This is a genomic window from Rhodococcus sp. Z13_19A (assembly GCF_058133575.1).
In genome coordinates, this window is record NZ_JBYUNN010000001.1 from 704441 (window position 1) to 721582 (window position 17142).

The following is a 17142-nucleotide window of genomic DNA, read 5'->3' on the forward strand; positions in this document are numbered from 1 at the left end:
GCCGTCACCGCTAGATCCCGGCATGGTCGGCCACCTCGCGGGCCTTGGCCACCAGCTGGTCGATCCGCGCCACGGTGGGCGTGCCGCTCGCGGCCGCGTTCTGCGGCTCGTCCCAGGCCCGCCGCATGACGCCCTCGGCGATGATCGCCACCTTCCACAGCCCCAGCGCGTGCCAGTACGCGAGCGCCGCGGCGTCGCGCCCGGTCTCGGCCAGGTAGATCTCGGCGATCTCCGCGCGGCTGGGGAAGCCCGGCAGCGCGGAGGCGGGGAAGTCACCGCCGGTGTCCTCACCGGGTTCGGGCCAGTAGGCCAGCAGGGTGCCCACGTCGGCCAGGGGCTCACCGAGGGTGCACAGCTCCCAGTCCAGCGCGGCCACCACCTCCCCGGTGTCGGCGGCGGCGATCACGTTGCGCAGGTGGAAGTCGCCGTGCACCAGGGTCAGCTCGTGCTGCTCCGGCACCGCGGCCACCAGCCGGGCGGTGAGGTCGTCCAGCTCGGGCAGCTCCCGGGTGCGCGACTGCTCCCACTGCCCGCCCCAGCGCTTGAGCTGGCGGGCGGCGTAGGGCTTGTGGCTGGCCAGGTCCGCCAGGCCGGTGGCGTCCAGGTCCACGGCGTGGATCGTGGCCAGGGTGCGCGGCAGCGACACCCCGATGGCACGGCGCTGCTCCGGGGTGAGCGCCTCGGCCACCGACATGCGGTCCACCACCCGGCCGTCGACGAACTCCATCAGCAGCAGCGGCACCTCGCTCACCGCCGGGCCGGAGCCCGCCCCGGGGGTGTACAGCCCGTGCACGCGCGGGGTGGGCACCGCGGTGTCCTGCAGGGCCGAGAGGATGCGCCCCTCCCGGGCCACGTCGTGCGCCGACGCCAGCAGGTGGCCCAGCGGCGGGCGGCGCAGCACCCACCGCCCCCGGCCCTCGTCCTGCACCAGGAACACCAGGTTGGACTGGCCCAGGCCCACCCGCTCGAAGCTCAGCCGTCCCTGCCGCTGCAGGCCCAGGCTGTCGAACCACTCCGTCACCGCGTGGGGGTCCAGCCCCACCACCTGCGCGTTGGTCACTCAGCGCACCACGGCCTCGTGGCCGTTGCTCGCCGCGGTGACGTCGCGATACTTCCGCAGCTCCTGGCGGGCGATGGCGCGCTGGTGCACCTCGTCGGGGCCGTCGGCCAGGCGCAGGGTGCGCATGTGCGCGTAGGCCATCGCCAGCGGGAAGTCGTCGGTGACGCCGGCTCCACCGTGCACCTGGATGGCGCGGTCGATGATCTTCAGCGCCATCTTGGGGGCAGCGACCTTGATGGCCGCGATCTCGGTGCGTGCCTCCTTGTTGCCCACGGTGTCCATCAGGTGCGCCGCCTTCAGGGTGAGCAGGCGCACCATCTCGATCTCGATGCGCGCCTCGGCGATCCAATCCTGGATGTTGGCGCGCTCGGACAGCGGCTGGCCGAAGGTCACCCGGGACTGGGCCCGGCGGCACATCAGCTCCAGGGCACGCTCAGCCATCCCGATCGCCCGCATGCAGTGGTGGATGCGGCCCGGGCCCAGCCGGGCCTGGCTGATGGCGAACCCCTCGCCCTCCCCGGAGAGCAGGTCGCTCACCGGCACGCGCACGTCCTGGAAGTCGATCTCGGCGTGGCCCTCCCGGTCCTGGTAGCCGAACACCGGCAACCCGCGCAGCACGGTCACGCCGGGGGCGTCCATCGGCACCACCATCATCGACTGCTGCTTGTGCGTGGCCGCGGTGGGATCGGTCTTGCCCATCACGATCATCACCTTGCAGTTCTGGTGCAGGGCGTTCGAGGCGAACCACTTGCGGCCGTTGAGCACGTACTCGTCACCGTGGCGCTCCATGCGCAGCTGGATGTTGGTGGCGTCGGAGCTGGCGACGGCCGGCTCGGTCATCGCGAACGCCGAGCGGATCTCCCCGTCCAGCAGCGGCCGCAGCCACTTCTGCTTGTGCTCGTCGGTGCCGAAGAGGGTGAACACCTCCATGTTTCCGGTGTCCGGGGCGTTGCAGTTGCAGGCCTCCGGGGCCAGGTGGCTGCGGCCCATGATCTCTGCCAGCGGCGCGTAGTCGAGGTTGCTCAGCCCCGGGCCCCACTCCGGGTGCGGGTGGAAGAGGTTCCACAGCCCGCGCCGCTTGGCCTCCACCTTGAGCTCCTCCAGCACCGGCGGCTGGAAGTGCGGGTTGCCCGAGGCGCGCATCTGCTCCTCGTACACCGCCTCGGCCGGGTAGACGTGGGAGTCCATGAACGCCAGCAGCTCGTCCTGCAGCTCGAGCGAACGGTCGGAGAAGCTAAACATCGACATGGCTGGTCCTCATCGGTAGGGGCGGGAACTCGGGGGGACGACGCTGCAGGAAGCTGGAGACGCCCTCGCTGACGTCGGGTCCGCGGAAGGCGTCGAGCATCAGCTCCTCGGAGCGGCGCAGCGCCTCGGCGTAGGGCACGTCGGCCCGCAGCTGCTGCTTCATCACCGCCATGGAGGTGGGCGAGCAGGTGGTGGCCAGGGCGGTGGCGTAGTCGACGGCCGCGGCGAGCACGTCGCCGTCCACCAGGTGGTCCACCAGGCCGATGCGGTGGGCCTCGGCGGCGTCCACCATCCGGCTGGACAGCAGCAGGTCGGTGGCCCGGCTGTGGCCGACCAGGCGGGGCAGCAGCACGGAGCTGCCGTACTCCGCGATCAGCCCGCGCTGGGAGAACGCCGCGGTGAACCGGGCGGCGGTCGAGGCGAACCGGACGTCGAAGTACAGCGCCTCCACCAGGCCCAGGCCCGCGGCGACACCGTTGATGGCCCCGACCAGCGGCTTGCGCAGGGTCAGCGGGAGGTCACGGGGCCGAGCGCGGGCGAGGTCCTCGGGCCGGGCATCGCCGACGTTGCGCAGCCCTGCCAGGTCGGCACCGGCGCAGAAGCCGCGGCCGGCGCCGGTGACCACCACGGCGCGCACGTCAGGGTCGTCCTCGGCGGCCAGCAGCAGGTCGAAGTACTCGTCCTCCATGGCGTTGGTCCAGGCGTTGAGCCGCTCCGGCCGGTTGAAGGTGAGCACCGCCACCGCGCCCCGGCGCTCGGCCAGCACCAGCCCGCCCTGGGTGTCCGCAACCGGCACAGCAGCTCCTCGGGGTCTCGCCACCCTGGAGAGATCCGCCGGTACAGGGGCCGGGGCCTGGGTGAACCTATGTATAGGTGAATCCGGCTTCAGTTTCAATAGCAGGCTGGATCAGCCCCGGTCGGGGTCCGGCGGCACCGGGATGCCCAGGGCGTGCGCCCACAGCTGGGTGAGCGTGTGCACCAGCTCGTCGAAGTCGGTGGGCCGCTCGGCGTCCTCACCCTCCCCGATGGTGAAGACGCTGTAGGCCAGGCGGCTGACCATTCCGGACAGTGCCCGCGAGGCCAGCAGCGGATCCACCCGCGTGGTGGCCACCCCGCGCCGCTGCAGCTCCGCGATCCCCCGAGCGTTGCGCTGGATGAACGCAGCCGCCCGCTCCGCGCGGAAGGCGCGGAACGCCGGGTCGATGTGCGCCACCTGCTCCAGCAGCCCCATCAGCCGGGCGTTGCGCCGGTAGGCCTCCAGGTAGGCCCGGTTGCTCGCCTCCAGCACCGCGTAGGCGTCGTCGCCGTCCACCTCGCGGTCCACGCCGGGGTGCAGCATGTCCTCCTGGGCCACCTCGAGCACCGCGGCGAAGACTTCCTCCTTGTTGGCGAAGTAGGTGTAGAACGAGCCGGTGGCGCAGCCGGCCTCCCGGGTGATGTCCACCAGCCGGGCGTCGAGGTAGCCGGCCCGCTCGAACACCACCCGCGCCGCCTGCACCAGCGCGGTCCGGGTGCGCACTCCGCGACTGGTGGCCGGGGGCTCCCGCCGCGCGGGCGCGGCGGCGGCGTTGGTGGTCATGGGCCGATGTATATCTGAATCCGGTGTCGACTTCAACGAGGTCGTTCGAACAGGGCATCACCGCCCTGAGCGAGTGGATCCGGGACGGCCGGCTGGTGCTGCGGGTCGGCGCCGGCCAGGGATGAGCACCGACCAGGGCTGACGCGCTAGTCCGCCGCCACGATCCCGAACCGCTCGGCCAGCTGGCGCCGGGTCTCGGCGGCACTGGTGTGCAGCACCCCGGCGATGCCCAGCCGCGCCGCGCCGTCCAGGTTCTGCTGCAGGTCGTCGATCAGCACGGCCGTCTCCGGGGACACCCCGAGCCGCTCGCAGGCCAGCGCGTAGATCTTGCGCGAGGGCTTGCGCACGCCCACCTCGGAGGACACCACCACCTGGTCGGCCATGGACGCCAGGTCGAAGCCTGCGTAGCCACCGCGGCCGAAGGCGTTGGTCACCAGGGCCACCGGGTGACCCGCCGCCCGCAGCCCGGCCACCAGGGCGATGGTGTCCTCGTCGCGGGTCAGGCCCGCCTGCATGCGGGCGATCAGCCCCTCCGCGCTCACCGGTGCACCGTGGGCGGTGAGCCGCTCGGCAAAGCCGCGCTCGAACTCCTCGGCGCTGGTGCGACCGGACTCGTGCTCGGAGATCAGCCGTCGGGCCACCTCGTCCTCGCTGAGCAGTCGCAGCGGCAGGCCCGGGTCGCCACCGAGCGTGGCACCGAAGTCCGCGAACGAGCGCATCACGCTGGAGGTGAGCACGCCACCGAAGTCCACCAGCACCGCGTCGCGCCCGGGTTCTGCCACGTCGCTCCTGCCCACTGCGCTCATGGCCCCATCAGACCACCCCGCACCGTCGCGGTACGGACGGGGCCGGTGCCCTGCGCGCGTCGGCCGGGGCCTGCGGACTAGAAGCCGAACCAGTGGAACTGGCGGGCCAGGTCGATGAGGTAGTTCAGCAGCAGCTGGAACAGGAACGCGAACGGGTCCTGCGCCGCCACCGGGGGCCGGATGGTGCCGGCGTGCAGCAGGGTGCGGGCCTGCTCGGTGACCACGCCCGCGATCGGCGCACCGTAGCCCGGCCCCTCGGTGAGGATGACGGTCGCGAAGCGGTCACCGGGGCCGACGTAGCCGGTGGAGTTGAAGGTGGGCAGCCCACTGGCGCTGTCGGCGCCCCAGCCCTGCTTGACGGCCCAGGTGACCGTGGCGCTGGGTAGGCCGAAGTGCTGGAACGTGCCGTCGGAGCCGTGGACGGTGGTGTTGCGCATGGCGTTGCTCAGCCACGGCCACACCCGGGGGTCGTGCGCCACGGCGTTGTAGAACACCGCCATCCCGTGCGCGGTGATGCGGGTGCCGCCCCACCAGCCCGAGCGCGGTGGCGGAGCACCCAGGAACGGGATGTTGTAGTGCTGGGCGGCCCAGGTCACCACGCTGTCGCCGCCGGTTCGGTAGTACAGCGCGTTGGCGGAGGCGTCGTCGGACTGGGTGATCATCTTCCAGGCGGTGGTCTCGTTCCAGCCGCTCATCTGGCCCTGGACGAGCAGTCGCGTGGCGATGAAGACCTTCATCACCGACTCCGAGGCGTATTGCAGGTCGAAGTCACCGCCACCCCAGAACTGGCCGTTGGTGGTGTCCACGACGCCGATCGCCGAGCGGTATCCGCGGGCGTTGGCGTAGCCAACCGCGGCTGCCGCGTCGTCGGCGCCCTCGGCGGCCGCCGAGGGGGCGGTGACGACCGCCCCGAACAACACCTGCGCCAGCAGGACCAGCGACGCAACGACAACTCTGGGGCGCATCGATCTGGGGCGCATGGTGCTCCGAGGGCTCGACCAGTGGTGCGCGTCATCTAACACGAAAACCGTTACGTGTGGTGATCTTTCAACCACTGCACGTAACCACCGGCCTCAGCATCACCGCTCTCAGCGCACCACGAGCCCGGTGACCCAGGTGGCGCCGTCCGCCAAGCGGGACACCGTCACGAGCACGGTCCTGCCGTCGCCGCGGTAGGTGAACACCGGCCCCTCGCCGCCACCGACCGGCGCGTACCCGGCCGTCTGCCGCTGCTGACCGGCCAGGCTGGCCACCAGCTCGGCCGGCACCGCCCCGGGCGCCACGCACTTGCTGGCCTCGGCCACCTGCCCGGCGCTGAGGGAACCCATGAAGGCGTCCGCGGTGTCCTGCGCGCGGTCGGTGGCGGCGCACAGGTTCGGCGGCAGCGACACCGCCGCCGCCCGTGAGGTGGGTGCCGCCGGCGTGGGCGCCGCCGTCGTGGGGGTCACGGGCCGGGTGGTGGCCGAGGGGGCGAGCGTCGGGGGCGCCAGGGTCGTGCGCGGGGCGGGCTCGGCCGGCACCGGCGGCGGTGTGCTCGGCGGCGCGGACACGGAGCTGGCGGGGGGCGCCACGGTCGTCTGCGGGGCCGGTTGCGCGGGAGAACCACCGCAGCCGGCCAGCACGCCGATGGCACCCAGTAGTCCGGCAGTCACCAGGAGTCGCGTCACGGGGTGAGCATGCCAGCCCCGGCCGCCGCTCAGCTCACGCGCAGAGCGGAACCTGCTTGGCCAGCACCACGCGGCGCAGCGACTGCTGCACCTGCGCGGCCGGCAGCCGCCCGTCGGCCACCGCCGCCTCCAGGTAGTCCAGCACCGCGGGCAGCCGAGTGGCGGTGATGAACACCGCCACGTCGCTGCCGGCCCGCAGCGCACGCAGCGACGCCTCTCGCACGTCGAACCGGTCGCTGATGGCGGCCATGCCCGCGAGGTCGTCGCTGAACACCACCCCCTCGAACGGCGGGGCACCGTAGCCGCTGCCAGCACGCAGCAACCCGACCGCGGCCGGGCTGAGGCTCGCGGGCAGGCCCGGCTCCGTGAGCCCGGGAACGGCCAGGTGACCCACCATCACGCCGGTGCCCGCCGGTGACGACTCCGCGACCAGCGCGCGAAAGGGCACCAGGTCACGCTGCTGCAGGGCAGGCAGGGCGGGCGTGGTCACCGTGCCCCGGTGCGAGTCGCCGCTGGAGGCGCCGTGGCCCGGGAAGTGCTTGAGCACGGGCAGCACACCGGCGGCTCGGAGGCCGTCGGCGAACGCCCGGGCGTAGCTGGTCACCACCTGCGGGTCCGGGCTGAACGAGCGGTCCCCGATGACGGTGGTGCTCGCCTGGGCGGAGACGTCGGTGTCGGGGGCGAAGTCCACGGTGATGCCGTAGCCGCGCAGCTGCTGGCCACGGGTGAGGGCGAGCTGGCGCACCTGGGCGGGGCTCATCCCGGACTGCACCATGGCCCGCGCCGAGGGGATGCTGCCGTCCAGGGCGTCGATGCGCTGCACCCGACCGCCCTCCTCGTCGGCCGCCACCATCACTCCGAGGCCTGCCGGGGACTGGGCGTCGAGCCGGGACAGCGCGCCGCTGGTGAGCAACCCGGTGGCGTTGCCGCCGACGAAGACGCCGCCGACACCCTGGCGGACCACGTCGGTGACCTGACCGGGTCCGGACGAGTCCACCCCGACCATCAGCAGCTGTCCCAGCTGCTGGCGCAGCGGCAGGGTGGCCAGGTAGTCGGTGGGCACACAGCCGGGGACCGGCGCAGCAGCCGGCACCGAGGTGGTTGGTGGCTCGGGAGACGACGGCCCGGGAGACGACGGCGCGGGAGACGACGGCCCGGGGACGGGTGCGGTGGTGGGTCCGGTCGGCTCGCTCGGACCAGGACTCGACGGGGCGCCGCTGGCCGGGGGCAGCGCCGCGCTGGGCGGCGGCCCAGGGGAGCTGCAACCGACCACCATCGTCGCGCCCAGCACGCCGGCGAGCAGGCCACGACGCGCGGATCGGAACGCGCGGGGGCCCGTGCGGTCCGTCTTCACCATCGCGCCAGTCAAGCACGGTGGACCGGGGCGGAGCCACCGGCCTCAGCTGCCGTAGGTGCTGACTCCCGAGCTGTCGTCGCAGCGCAGCCGGCCTTGGTGCACAAGCAGATCCAGGTGAGCGGCGGTCTCACCGATGGCCAGCACCTGGTTGAAGATGTCCAGGTCGGCGTAGCTGCGCTTGTGCCGGGTCCACCGCAGGATGCGGGCCACGTCGAGCACCGTGCTGCCCTGGGTCACCGCGGCGAGCGTGTCGGCCAGCCGGGTGTCGTGGTGCTCCAGCAGCTCGTCGATGCGCTTGTGTGCGCTGTCGGTCACGGCCCCGTGCGCGGGCAGCAGCATCCGGTCAGGCATCGCCCGCACCACGCGCAGCGACTGCAGGTAGTCGCCCAGGGCCAGTCGGGGCGGTCCGGGCTCCACGGCGATGGACGGGGTGATGCTGGGCAGCACGTGGTCGCCGGCGAAGAGCAGGTCGGCGGCGGCGTCGACGAACACCACGTGGCCGCGGGTGTGGCCCGGGGTGGGCACCGAGTCCAGGCTGCGGCTGCCGAGGGCGATGGTGTCGCCCTCCTCCAGCCACTGGTCGGGGGCTTCCCACGGGCCGCCCTCGCTGGGCGGGGCGTTGCGGATGAGGTCGGCCAGCTGCTGCGCCCCGTAGCGGGCCATCCGGTCGGCGTTGAGGACGTTGGCCTCGGCGGCGCGGTGCAGCAGCAGGTCCATGGACGGCTTCTCCCCGGCGCCCAGCGCGACGTCGGAGCCCACTCGGCGGCGGATGGTGACCGCCTGCGTGTAGTGGTCGCGGTGCACGTGGGTGACCAGGATCCGGCTGACGTCGCCGAGGTCCGCGCCCAGCGTGGCCAGGCCGCGCTCCAGCTGCTCCATGGACTCCGGAATCGCCCAGCCGGAGTCCACCAGCACCAGCGAGTCGCCGTCGGTGATGGCGTAGACGTTGACCGCGCGCAGCCCGTCGTTGGGCAGGGGCAGCGGGATGCGGTGCACGCCCTCGGCCACGGGGTACACGCCAGGTGTGGTCCAGTCGCTCATCCGTGGGAGTCTGGCACGCAGGTGTGACGGCCGTCTCGCCCGGTCCCACACCGGCACTCGCCGCCAGCAGTGCCGCCGGTGCTGACCCTGCTGCGCAGCCGCGCACCGCCCGGGCGGCCCACCGCCCCGTCGGAGCCAGTGCGCGCCAGCACGGGGTCGGGCAGCCGCGTGCCGGCGATGACGGCGGCCTGCTGGTAGTGCTCCATGCTGCGCGCCAGCATGTGGTCCCAGGTCATCTCCGGCGTGGTGGCCACGTTGTGCTCCCGGATGGCCCGCAGCCGCTCCGGTGCGGTGAGCAGCCCGGCGGTGGCGGCGGCCATGTCGGCGTCGGAGCCCACCAGCAGCCCCTCCACGCCGTCGCGCACGAACTCCACCACCCCGCCGCAGGACATCGCCACCACCGGCAGACCCGCGCTGCGGGCCTCCAGCGCAGCGATGCCGAAGGACTCCAGCCGCGCCGGCGCCAGGTACACGTCGGCGGTGCGGTAGACCTGCCGGATCTCCTCGCGGGTGCGAGCGCCGGGCAGGCTGACCCAGTCCTGCATGCCGTGCCGGCGCAGTGCCTTCTCCATGTAGGCGCGCCGGGGGCCCTCGCCCATGATCACCGCGCGCAGGCGGACGTCGGCCGGCACCTGTGCCCGGATGGCCTGCAGCGTGCGGATCAGCGGCATCGGGCGCTTGCGCTGGGCCAGCCGCATCACGCTGACGATGGTGAGCTCGCGCGGGTCGGCGTGGTGGGCGGGCAGCTGCCACGCCGCGGCGTCCACCCCGTTGCCGAGCACGGCCACCTCCTGGCCGGCCAGCATGTAGCGCATCGGCTTCGCCGCCACCTGGCTCACCGCGGTCCAGCGGGCCTTCCAGCGGGTCCAGCCCGCCGCTGTGCCCGCCACCCGCAGGATCGCCCCCGGCGGCGGGACCGAGTGCATGGTGACCACCATGGGCACCCCCGCGGCCGAGGTGATCGCCCCGGCCGTCCACACCAGCGGGGACACCAGCGACGCGTGCGCGTGCACCACGTCCACCTCCCCCGGTGCGAGCAGCCGGTGCAGTGCCGCACGGGTGCTCACCCCGGGCACCCCCTGCCGGAAGCCCGGCACCCGGTGCACGGTGGGCCCGGCGGGGTCCTCCGGCGCCTCGGCGGCGGTGCGGGTGATGACGCGGACCTCGTGGCCCTGGGCGCGCTGGCGCCGGGCGAGGTCGTGCACCTGCATCTCGATGCCGCCCAGGCGGGGCAGGTAGCAGTCGGTGACGTGGGTGATCCTCACGCGGTGGCCACCGGCACCAGTGCGCGACGGCGCCGCGACTGCTGCACCAACCACGCGACGATGCCCAGCCCGCCCACCGGAATCTCCAGCAGGAAGGTGAACCCGCGGTACAGCAGCACTGCCGCGGCCACCCCCACCGCTCCCCCGCCCAGCGCGATGAGCATGCCGGCGCAGGCGGTCTCCGCGAAGCCCGCGCCGTTGGGCGTGATGGGGACCAGCGTCAGCAGCCGCTCCACGGCGAAGCCGGCCGCGATCACCCCCACGGGCAGGTCCTCACCCAGCAGGTGCAGGCAGCTGCCGAGCAGCAGCACCTGCAGCAGCAGGTACCCGGTGACGGCGACGCTCATCTGCAGCCACGCCGTCTGGATCACCTCCACCGTGGACGACCTCAGCTGCGGCAGCACGTCGACCATGCGGGAGCGCCGCGGGGAGCGGACCAGGCGCATGCCGCCGGCGACCGCCTGGTCCAGCACGGTGCCGCAGCCGCGGGCCACGCGGTGGCTGCTCAGCGCCGACAGCAGCGCCACCAGCACCAGCGCGAGCACCACCACGGCCGTGCGCACCGCGCTGAGCACAGGACCAGAGGTGAGCGTGCCGGTGGACAACAGCCAGGCCAGCACCGCGCCGGCGAACACCAGCTTGCCCAGCCAGTCCCACAGGTTGCTCACCGCGGTGAAGGTGGCGAAGGCGGACCGGGTGAACCGCCAGGAGCGGATCATCGCGAAGTTCAGCCCCACCCCGGCCGCCCCGCCGAAGGGCGCCACGTTCGCCACGGCGCTGCCGGTGAGGTTCAGCATCAGCGCCTGGCGGTGGGTGAGTCCGGGCAGGGCCGCGGTGAGCACCCAGGTGTAGGACCACAGTCCCGCCAGCCACAGCGCGGCGAGCAGCAGCAGCGCGGTGAGCGGCACCCCGGCCAGCACCTTGCTCACCGGGTCCCACGAGGTGCCCAGCACCCGGGGCAGCACCAGCAGCAGCCCGACGACGGTGGCCAGCGCGGCGACGGAGGCGAGCGCGCGCAGCCCCACCCAGCCGCGCCGGGGCGCGGCGGCAGGGGTCTCCTCAGCCGGAGTGGTGGTCATCGTGTGCGGGTCCTCGTGCGTCGTAGGGCTCAGGTGAAGTACAAGCAGTCCGCACAATGTAAGCACCAACCGCGCTCAGGTGTAGCACGCGTCACGGCTGAGCGAGCCGGCTGCCATGCTGAGCCCGTGGCCCGCACCCTCGTCTCCTTCCACGCCCACCCCGACGACGAGGTCCTGCTGACCGGGGGAACGCTCGCCCGCGCCGCCGCCGAGGGCCACCGCGTGGTGCTGGTGGTGGCCACCAACGGGGAGGCCGGGCTGGCCGCGACGCACCTGCGCGCCGACGGCGGGCTGGGCACCCGGCGGGTGGCTGAGCTGGAGCGCTCGGCCGGGGCGCTGGGCTGTGCCCGCCTGGTCCTGCTGGGCTACCGCGACTCCGGCTGGCGCGACAGCGCGACCCCGGGCGGCTTCTCCGACGTGGACCGGGCGAGCGCGGCGCGACGGGTGGCGCGGGTGCTGGAGCAGGAGCGGGCGGAGGTCCTCACCACCTACGACCCCGCCGGCGGCTACGGCCACCCCGACCACGTGCAGGTGCACCACGTGGGAGCGCTGGCGGCTCGGCTGGCGGGCACTCCACGGGTGCTCGAGGCCACGCTGGACCGGCGGCTCGTCCAGCGCGCCGTGCGACTGGTCGAGGCGGTGCCCGGCGTGCTGCCAGGGGTGCGAGCCGCCGCCTTCGCCGAGGCCTACAGCGACGTGGTGACCCACCGCGTGGACGTCCGCGCGCACGCCGCCGCCAAGCGCGCCGCGATGGCCGCCCACGCCAGCCAGGCCACCGCCGACTCCGACCAGCGCACCCTCGCCCTGCTGCTGCGCCTGCCGCGCCCGGTGTTCCGCCAGGTGCTGGGCCGCGAGTGGTTCCTCCAGCGCGATGCTGCTCCCGGACCCCTGCGCGAGGACGTCTTCGCCGGCCTCGACCGAGGCTGACCGCCACGGATCCACCCCTCGCGGAACCGGCGCGCACGGCGCACAATCGGCGGGGAACCAGGCGGACGCCAGCCCACGGACCGGACGTGCGCCCGGCGCCCGCAGGTCAGGAGCCCACCATGGCGGCACCCCGCACCGACCGCGCACGACCGGCCGCCACCAGCACCGACGTGGTCCTGGTGGCCTACGACGGCTCCGCCTGCGCCCGCGGGGCGCTGGAGCACGTCGCGCGCTGCCTGCGCTCCACGCACGTGGTGGTGGTGAGCGTGTGGGCGCCACTGGTGGTGCAGACCGCCCAGCTGGCCACCATGTGGGGTGAGCTGTCCGTCGTGGGCTGGGCTGGGGAGGACCACCCCGCCGACCGCTACGCCGAGACCCAGGCCCGCCTGCTCGCCGAGGAGGGCGCCGGCGTGGCCACCGCACTGGGGCTGCAGGCCACCGCCGCCACCCAGCCGGCCGCCGGCGGGGTGTGGACCGGCATCGTGGACGCCGCCGAGGAGCACCAGGCCGACATCATCGTCACCGGGACTCGGAGCCTGCACGGGCTGCGCTCGCTGCTGCACGCCAGCGTCTCCCAGCAAGTGCTGCACAACAGCACCCGCCCGGTGCTGGTGGTTCCCGCCGGCTGCCCCTGAGGGGCTACCAGTTGGTCAGCACCAGGTGCACCACCCCGAGCGCCAGCAGCGCCTGCACGGCCAGCCAGCCGCGCTGCCAGCGCACCGGCAGCGCCGCGGTGGCGGCCAGCAGCCACACCGCGAAGGGCAACCAGATCCGCTCGGTCTCGGCCTTGCTCAGCGCGCTCAGGTCCGCCGCCGCCACCGCCAGCCCGGCGCCGAGCACCAGCAGGCTCAGCCCGTCCCTGGCCCGCAGCCGTGCCGGTGCGAGCACCCGGTGCAGCGCCGCGGCGGTGGCCAGGCCCACCGCGCACAGCAACGACGCCAGGTTGGCCCAGCCCCAGTAGCTGAACGGGCGCTCGGTGGCGATGCCCTGGTAGTACCGGTCGACCACCAGGTGGTAGCCGTCGAGCCACCAGAAGCCCGCCGCGGCGAACGCGGCCACCACCACCAGCGCCCCGGCCACGGCGGGCAGCAACGGCCGCACGGTGCGCGCGGCGACCAGCACCGCCACCGCCACCAGGCCCATCAGCACCAGGCCGTAGGACAGGAAGATGCCGTAGCCCAGCAGCAGCCCCGACGCCAGCGCGGCAACGGTGGGCCAGCGCACCGCCCGCGTGGCGGCCAGCGCCAGCAGGGCGATCCCCCAGGCCACCACCCCGGCGAACAGGGCGTCGGCGGAGACCGCCACCCAGATGGCTGCCGGGGCCAGGGCGAGGAACGGGGCCGCGCGGCGGGCGGTCTGCTCGTCGGCCAGCACCCGCACCGTCACCAGCACCGCCACCACCGCCGAGCAGCCCACGAGCACCTCGGCCAGCCCCGCCGGGACCGCGCCGTCCAGGCCCAGGCGGTCCAGCGCCACGTAGCTCAGCAGGGCTCCCGGTGGGTGGCCGGAGACGTGGGTGGGCCAGGAACCGGGCACCCCCTCCAGGATCCGGCTGCTGAAGTCCTGCACCATCGCGGGCACGTCAGCGATGGTGCGAACCGTGGGCAGGTACTCGTTCGAATCCTCCAGGTGATCGACGAACCCGCGCTGCCACCCGTCCACCAGGAGCAGCGCCATCGCCCAGCCGACTGCGACCGCGGCCGTGCCGGCCAGCAGCCAGGGCCAGCGCAGCCGCTGCGCCAGGCGAGGGCCCCAGCCGACCACCAGCACCGCCAGCACCACGGCCAGCGGTGTGCCCACCCCCACGTGCGGCTCCCAGATGCCGTAGAGCGGGGCGGTCTCGGCGTGCAGCGCGTCCCGCTCCGCCGGCGCCATGCGGCGCGGCACCACGATCGCCGCGACCAGCAGCGCCACCGCCAGCACCGCGCTGGCGAGGTCACCCAGCAGCGACCGGTCGGGGTGGCGCCGCGCGGCGGTGGCAGGCGGTGCGAGGTTCACCCGCCAAACCCTAGGCACAGCGCCGTGACCAGGCCTGACGGTCGCCGCAGGCCCGGCCACAGCCCCCTGTGCTCGTGCTGCGCGCGGGGCGCTGGTCGGCTTCACTCGATGCGGTGAGCAGCATCGACGTCGTCATCCCGTGCCGGGACGAGGCGGGCTCGCTGCCCGGGGTGCTGGCCGCGCTGCCCACCGGTTACCGGGCCGTGGTGGTGGACAACGGGTCCGGTGACGACACCGCCGGTGTCGCGACCGCCGGTGGCGCGCGGGTGGTGCACGAGCCAGTCGCGGGGTACGGCAGCGCGGTGCACGCCGGGGTGCTGGCCAGCGACGCCGAGGTGGTCTGCGTGCTCGACGGCGACGGCTCCATGGACCCCGCCGAGCTGCCCCGCCTGGTCGCCCGGCTCGACGCCGGTGCCGACCTGGTGGTGGGGCGGAGGCGCGCGGTGCGGGGCAGCGGCTGGCCCTGGCACGCCCGGCTGGGCAACGCCCTCGTCGCGGCCCGGCTGCGGCAGCGGCACGGGCTGGCGGTGCACGACATCGGACCGGTCCGCGCGGTGCGCCGCGGCGACCTGCTGCAGCTCGGGGTGCGGGACCGCCGGTCGGGCTACCCGTTGGAGCTAATGGTGCGGGCGGCGCGCGCCGGCTGGTCGGTGGCCGAGGTCGACGTCACCTACTCCCCCCGGACCGCGGGGCGCTCCAAGGTCTCCGGCTCGGTGCGGGGCACGGTGCACGCGGTCCGCGACTTCGGGGCCGTGCTGCGGTGAGCACGCTGCTGGTGGTGGCGAAGGCGCCGGTGCCGGGCCGGGCCAAGACCCGCCTCAGCCCCTGGGTGGCGCCCGAGGAGGCGGCCGACCTGGCTGCGGCCGCGCTGCTGGACACCCTCGCCGCGGTGGCCGCCACGCCCGCCGACTGCCACGTGGTGGCGCTGGCCGGGGAGCTGCACCAGGCGTGCCGCAGCGCGGAGATCGGCCACGCCCTGTGCGACTTCGTGGTGCTGCCCCAGCGGGGCCCGAGCTTCGCCGCCCGGCTCTGCGCCGCCCACACCGATGCGGCAGCGGCCGGTCCGGGCACGGGCGTGCTGCAGATCGGGATGGACACCCCGCAGGTCACGCCGGCGCTGCTGGGGGCCGCTCTGGCGGTGCTGCGGGAGGCCGATGCCGCGCTGGGGCTGGCCACCGACGGGGGCTGGTGGGCGCTGGGCGTGGGCCGGCCTGCGCTGGCCCAGTGCCTGGCCGGGGTGCCGATGTCGCAGCCCGACACCGGCCCGCGCACCGCGGCGGCCCTGCGCGCGGCCGGAGCCCCTGCGCGGTCGTTGCCCGAGCTGCGCGACGTCGACCGGCCCGCCGACGTGCTGGCGGTGGCGGAGCTGGCCCCGGACACCCTGTTCGCGGCTGCGGCGCGGTGCCACCAGCAGCGGGAGGCGGGCCGGTGACGGCCGTGGAGGGCAGCGGCACCGTCTCTGCCGACGAGCTCTACCAGCGGGCCGCGCGAGGCCAGCCCTGCTGGGTGGGCGACACCGCGGGGCGGCGCATCGAGCTGCCGATGACCCGCTGGATGGGAGGGCCCGGCATGAGCACCGCCGAGCGCACGGCCGACGCCGCCCTGCTCGCCCGCTGTGTCGGCGCGACCCTCGACCTGGGCTGCGGGCCGGGTCGGCTCACCGCCGCGCTGGTGGGGCGGGGGGCCTGCGCGCTGGGGGTGGACTCCTCGGCGGAGGCGGTCCGCCTGACCACCGCGCGCGGTGCCCCGGCGCTGCAGCGCGACCTCTTCGACTCGCTGCCCGGCGCCGGCGGCTGGTCCAGCGTGCTGCTGGCCGACGGCAACATCGGCATCGGTGGCGACCCGGTGCGGGTGCTGCGCCGCGCCGCCGCGCTGCTGCAGCCCGGCGGGCTCGCCGTGGTCGAGGTGGACGGCCCCGGGGTGGGCACCCCCTGCACGCGGCTGCGGATGGAGACGGAGACCGCCGTCGGGGAGTGGTTCCACTGGGCCCGGCTGGGGGTGGACGCGGTCCAGCACGTCGCGATGGCCGCAGGCCTGCGGCTGCACGACGTGCAGGAGGCTGCCGGCCACTTCATCGCCATCCTCGCCGCCCCGGTGCTGGCTGACCCCGGCGAGAGCTAGCCGTCCAGGCCTAGGTCGGGTTCTGCCCGGTCATCTTGCGGTAGCCCTTGGCGCTGGCCCGGTCGACCGCCGCCCGCACCAGGGCGAAGATGGCGCCCTGCAGCACCGCGGCGAGAAGCACCTCGCGGGTCGAGTGGCGCAGGTCGTCCGGCTTGGGCGCCTTTTTCTCGTCGTCGCCGATGCGGCCCCACAGCTTGCCGAAGATCGCACTGGCCGCCAGCCCGCCGAGAACGCTGGCCAGCAGGCTCAGCGGCTTGTAGAGAACCTTGTTGACCGCGCTCATCGCCGGTGCCGCCACATCAGCAGCCCGACCACCATGACCACCACGGCCCCACAGGCCGCGCCGGCCACCTTGGGGTCGACCCGGCTGCTGGCCTCGGACCAGGTCTGCTGCGCCTCGGACCAGGTCTGCTGCGCCTTCGCCCTGGCTCGTCCCTTGACGTCGGCCTTGTGCGCCAGGGCGTCAAGGGTCTCCGCCAGCTCCGCCCGGGTCTGCTCCCGGCTCTGCTGCGTCTTGTCCACGCTCATCGCTTCAGGTTCTCCTTCACCGTCTGCACGTCGCGCTGGACGCTGTTGAGGGTCTCTTGTGGCACCGGGGGAACGGCCTTGCGAGCGCGCTGGGCGCCGAACAGGCCCATCAGCGCGCCGAGGACGACGAGCGCGGCACCGATGATCAGGGCGGCGAGCCAGGCGTCCAGCACCAGCGTCAGCGCCAGGATCGCGCAGGCCACCAGCGCCCCGAGGCCGTAGAGGGCCACCACCGCTCCGGCACCGGAGATGCCGAGGCCCACGCCGAGGCGGGCGCCCTTCTGCTTCACCTCGGCAGTGGCGTGCTGAACCTCCTGCTTGACCAGGGTGGACACCTGGTCGGTGAGCCGCTCCAGCAGCTGCGGGGTGGAGAGGTCGTCGGGGTCGTGGGGCGCTGCGTGCGTCATCTCGGTCTCCCTCTTTGCGCTCGGTACCAGCAGCACCGGCACGGCACCGCGGCCGCGAG

20 protein-coding genes are annotated in these 17142 nt (G+C 74.2%); 5 read left to right on the forward strand and 15 right to left on the reverse strand.

Going from position 1 to position 17142, the window contains the following annotated elements:
• Positions 1–10: 10 nt before the first annotated feature.
• The 11 genes from AC3YNX_RS03260 to AC3YNX_RS03310 all read right to left on the reverse strand — a co-directional run bounded on the left by AC3YNX_RS03260 (position 11) and on the right by AC3YNX_RS03310 (position 11102).
• Positions 11–1060, reverse strand: coding sequence for a phosphotransferase family protein (locus AC3YNX_RS03260; RefSeq protein WP_489994581.1), 1050 nt, complete (start codon positions 1058–1060; stop codon positions 11–13).
• Positions 1061–2308 carry an acyl-CoA dehydrogenase family protein gene (locus AC3YNX_RS03265; protein WP_489994582.1) on the reverse strand — a complete coding sequence of 416 codons (1248 nt, stop codon included), beginning with the start codon at positions 2306–2308 and terminating at the stop codon, positions 1061–1063.
• Entirely contained in the window at positions 2295–3104 is an 810-nt protein-coding gene (locus AC3YNX_RS03270; protein ID WP_489994583.1) for an enoyl-CoA hydratase-related protein, read from the reverse strand. The genes AC3YNX_RS03265 and AC3YNX_RS03270 overlap by 14 nt, the downstream gene beginning before the upstream one ends.
• A gap of 111 nt (positions 3105–3215) precedes the next feature.
• Complete coding sequence (locus AC3YNX_RS03275; RefSeq protein WP_489994584.1) at positions 3216–3887, reverse strand: TetR/AcrR family transcriptional regulator; 672 nt, start codon at positions 3885–3887, stop codon at positions 3216–3218.
• Positions 3888–4033: 146 nt separating this feature from the next.
• Positions 4034–4693, reverse strand: a complete 660-nt coding sequence (locus AC3YNX_RS03280) for an HAD family hydrolase (RefSeq protein ID WP_489994585.1) — start codon at positions 4691–4693, stop codon at positions 4034–4036.
• 77 nt (positions 4694–4770) lie between these two features.
• A complete protein-coding gene (locus AC3YNX_RS03285; protein ID WP_489982116.1) occupies positions 4771–5658 on the reverse strand; it encodes a hypothetical protein in 888 nt (295 codons plus the stop codon).
• Positions 5659–5781: 123 nt separating this feature from the next.
• On the reverse strand, positions 5782–6360 hold the full coding sequence (locus tag AC3YNX_RS03290; RefSeq protein ID WP_127784301.1) for a hypothetical protein: 579 nt from the start codon (positions 6358–6360) through the stop codon (positions 5782–5784).
• A gap of 34 nt (positions 6361–6394) precedes the next feature.
• Positions 6395–7453, reverse strand: coding sequence for a glycoside hydrolase family 3 N-terminal domain-containing protein (locus AC3YNX_RS03295; RefSeq protein WP_489994586.1), 1059 nt, complete (start codon positions 7451–7453; stop codon positions 6395–6397).
• A 306-nt stretch (positions 7454–7759) separates the two neighbouring features.
• Positions 7760–8758, reverse strand: a complete 999-nt coding sequence (locus AC3YNX_RS03300) for an MBL fold metallo-hydrolase (RefSeq protein ID WP_489994587.1) — start codon at positions 8756–8758, stop codon at positions 7760–7762.
• Positions 8755–10023 (reverse strand): glycosyltransferase family 4 protein, encoded by a 1269-nt coding sequence (locus tag AC3YNX_RS03305; protein ID WP_489994588.1) that lies wholly within the window; start codon positions 10021–10023, stop codon positions 8755–8757. The genes AC3YNX_RS03300 and AC3YNX_RS03305 overlap by 4 nt, the downstream gene beginning before the upstream one ends.
• Entirely contained in the window at positions 10020–11102 is a 1083-nt protein-coding gene (locus AC3YNX_RS03310; protein ID WP_489982121.1) for a lysylphosphatidylglycerol synthase domain-containing protein, read from the reverse strand. Before AC3YNX_RS03310 ends, AC3YNX_RS03305 begins: the two co-directional genes overlap by 4 nt.
• Positions 11103–11228: 126 nt before the next feature.
• Between AC3YNX_RS03310 and AC3YNX_RS03315 the strand changes: the two genes are divergently transcribed.
• Positions 11229–12029, forward strand: a complete 801-nt coding sequence (locus AC3YNX_RS03315) for a PIG-L family deacetylase (RefSeq protein WP_489994589.1) — start codon at positions 11229–11231, stop codon at positions 12027–12029.
• Positions 12030–12148: 119 nt separating this feature from the next.
• Positions 12149–12664, forward strand: coding sequence for a universal stress protein (locus AC3YNX_RS03320; protein WP_127784307.1), 516 nt, complete (start codon positions 12149–12151; stop codon positions 12662–12664).
• Positions 12665–12668: 4 nt separating this feature from the next.
• On the opposite strand, the gene AC3YNX_RS03325 is transcribed toward AC3YNX_RS03320, so the two are convergent.
• On the reverse strand, positions 12669–14027 hold the full coding sequence (locus tag AC3YNX_RS03325) for a hypothetical protein (RefSeq protein ID WP_489994590.1): 1359 nt from the start codon (positions 14025–14027) through the stop codon (positions 12669–12671).
• A 113-nt stretch (positions 14028–14140) separates the two neighbouring features.
• Between AC3YNX_RS03325 and AC3YNX_RS03330 the strand changes: the two genes are divergently transcribed.
• Genes AC3YNX_RS03330 through AC3YNX_RS03340 form a run of 3 tightly spaced genes read left to right on the forward strand, consistent with a single transcriptional unit; the run spans position 14141 to position 16148 of the window.
• Positions 14141–14791: a glycosyltransferase family 2 protein gene (locus tag AC3YNX_RS03330; RefSeq protein WP_489994591.1), complete on the forward strand. Its 651-nt coding sequence runs from the start codon at positions 14141–14143 to the stop codon at positions 14789–14791.
• Positions 14788–15459, forward strand: coding sequence for a TIGR04282 family arsenosugar biosynthesis glycosyltransferase (locus AC3YNX_RS03335; protein WP_489994592.1), 672 nt, complete (start codon positions 14788–14790; stop codon positions 15457–15459). The genes AC3YNX_RS03330 and AC3YNX_RS03335 overlap by 4 nt, the downstream gene beginning before the upstream one ends.
• The gene (locus AC3YNX_RS03340) at positions 15456–16148 is read left to right on the forward strand and encodes a methyltransferase domain-containing protein (RefSeq protein WP_241249326.1); all 693 of its coding nucleotides are present in this window, start codon (positions 15456–15458) and stop codon (positions 16146–16148) included. The genes AC3YNX_RS03335 and AC3YNX_RS03340 overlap by 4 nt, the downstream gene beginning before the upstream one ends.
• 10 nt (positions 16149–16158) lie before the next feature.
• Here AC3YNX_RS03340 and AC3YNX_RS03345 read toward each other — a convergent pair whose 3' ends face one another.
• Genes AC3YNX_RS03345 through AC3YNX_RS03355 form a run of 3 tightly spaced genes read right to left on the reverse strand, consistent with a single transcriptional unit; the run spans position 16159 to position 17083 of the window.
• Positions 16159–16431 (reverse strand): DUF4235 domain-containing protein, encoded by a 273-nt coding sequence (locus tag AC3YNX_RS03345; protein WP_127784310.1) that lies wholly within the window; start codon positions 16429–16431, stop codon positions 16159–16161.
• Entirely contained in the window at positions 16428–16676 is a 249-nt protein-coding gene (locus AC3YNX_RS03350; RefSeq protein WP_127784311.1) for a DUF3618 domain-containing protein, read from the reverse strand. Before AC3YNX_RS03350 ends, AC3YNX_RS03345 begins: the two co-directional genes overlap by 4 nt.
• A complete protein-coding gene (locus AC3YNX_RS03355) occupies positions 16673–17083 on the reverse strand; it encodes a phage holin family protein (RefSeq protein WP_489994593.1) in 411 nt (136 codons plus the stop codon). Before AC3YNX_RS03355 ends, AC3YNX_RS03350 begins: the two co-directional genes overlap by 4 nt.
• Positions 17084–17142 lie beyond the last annotated feature (59 nt).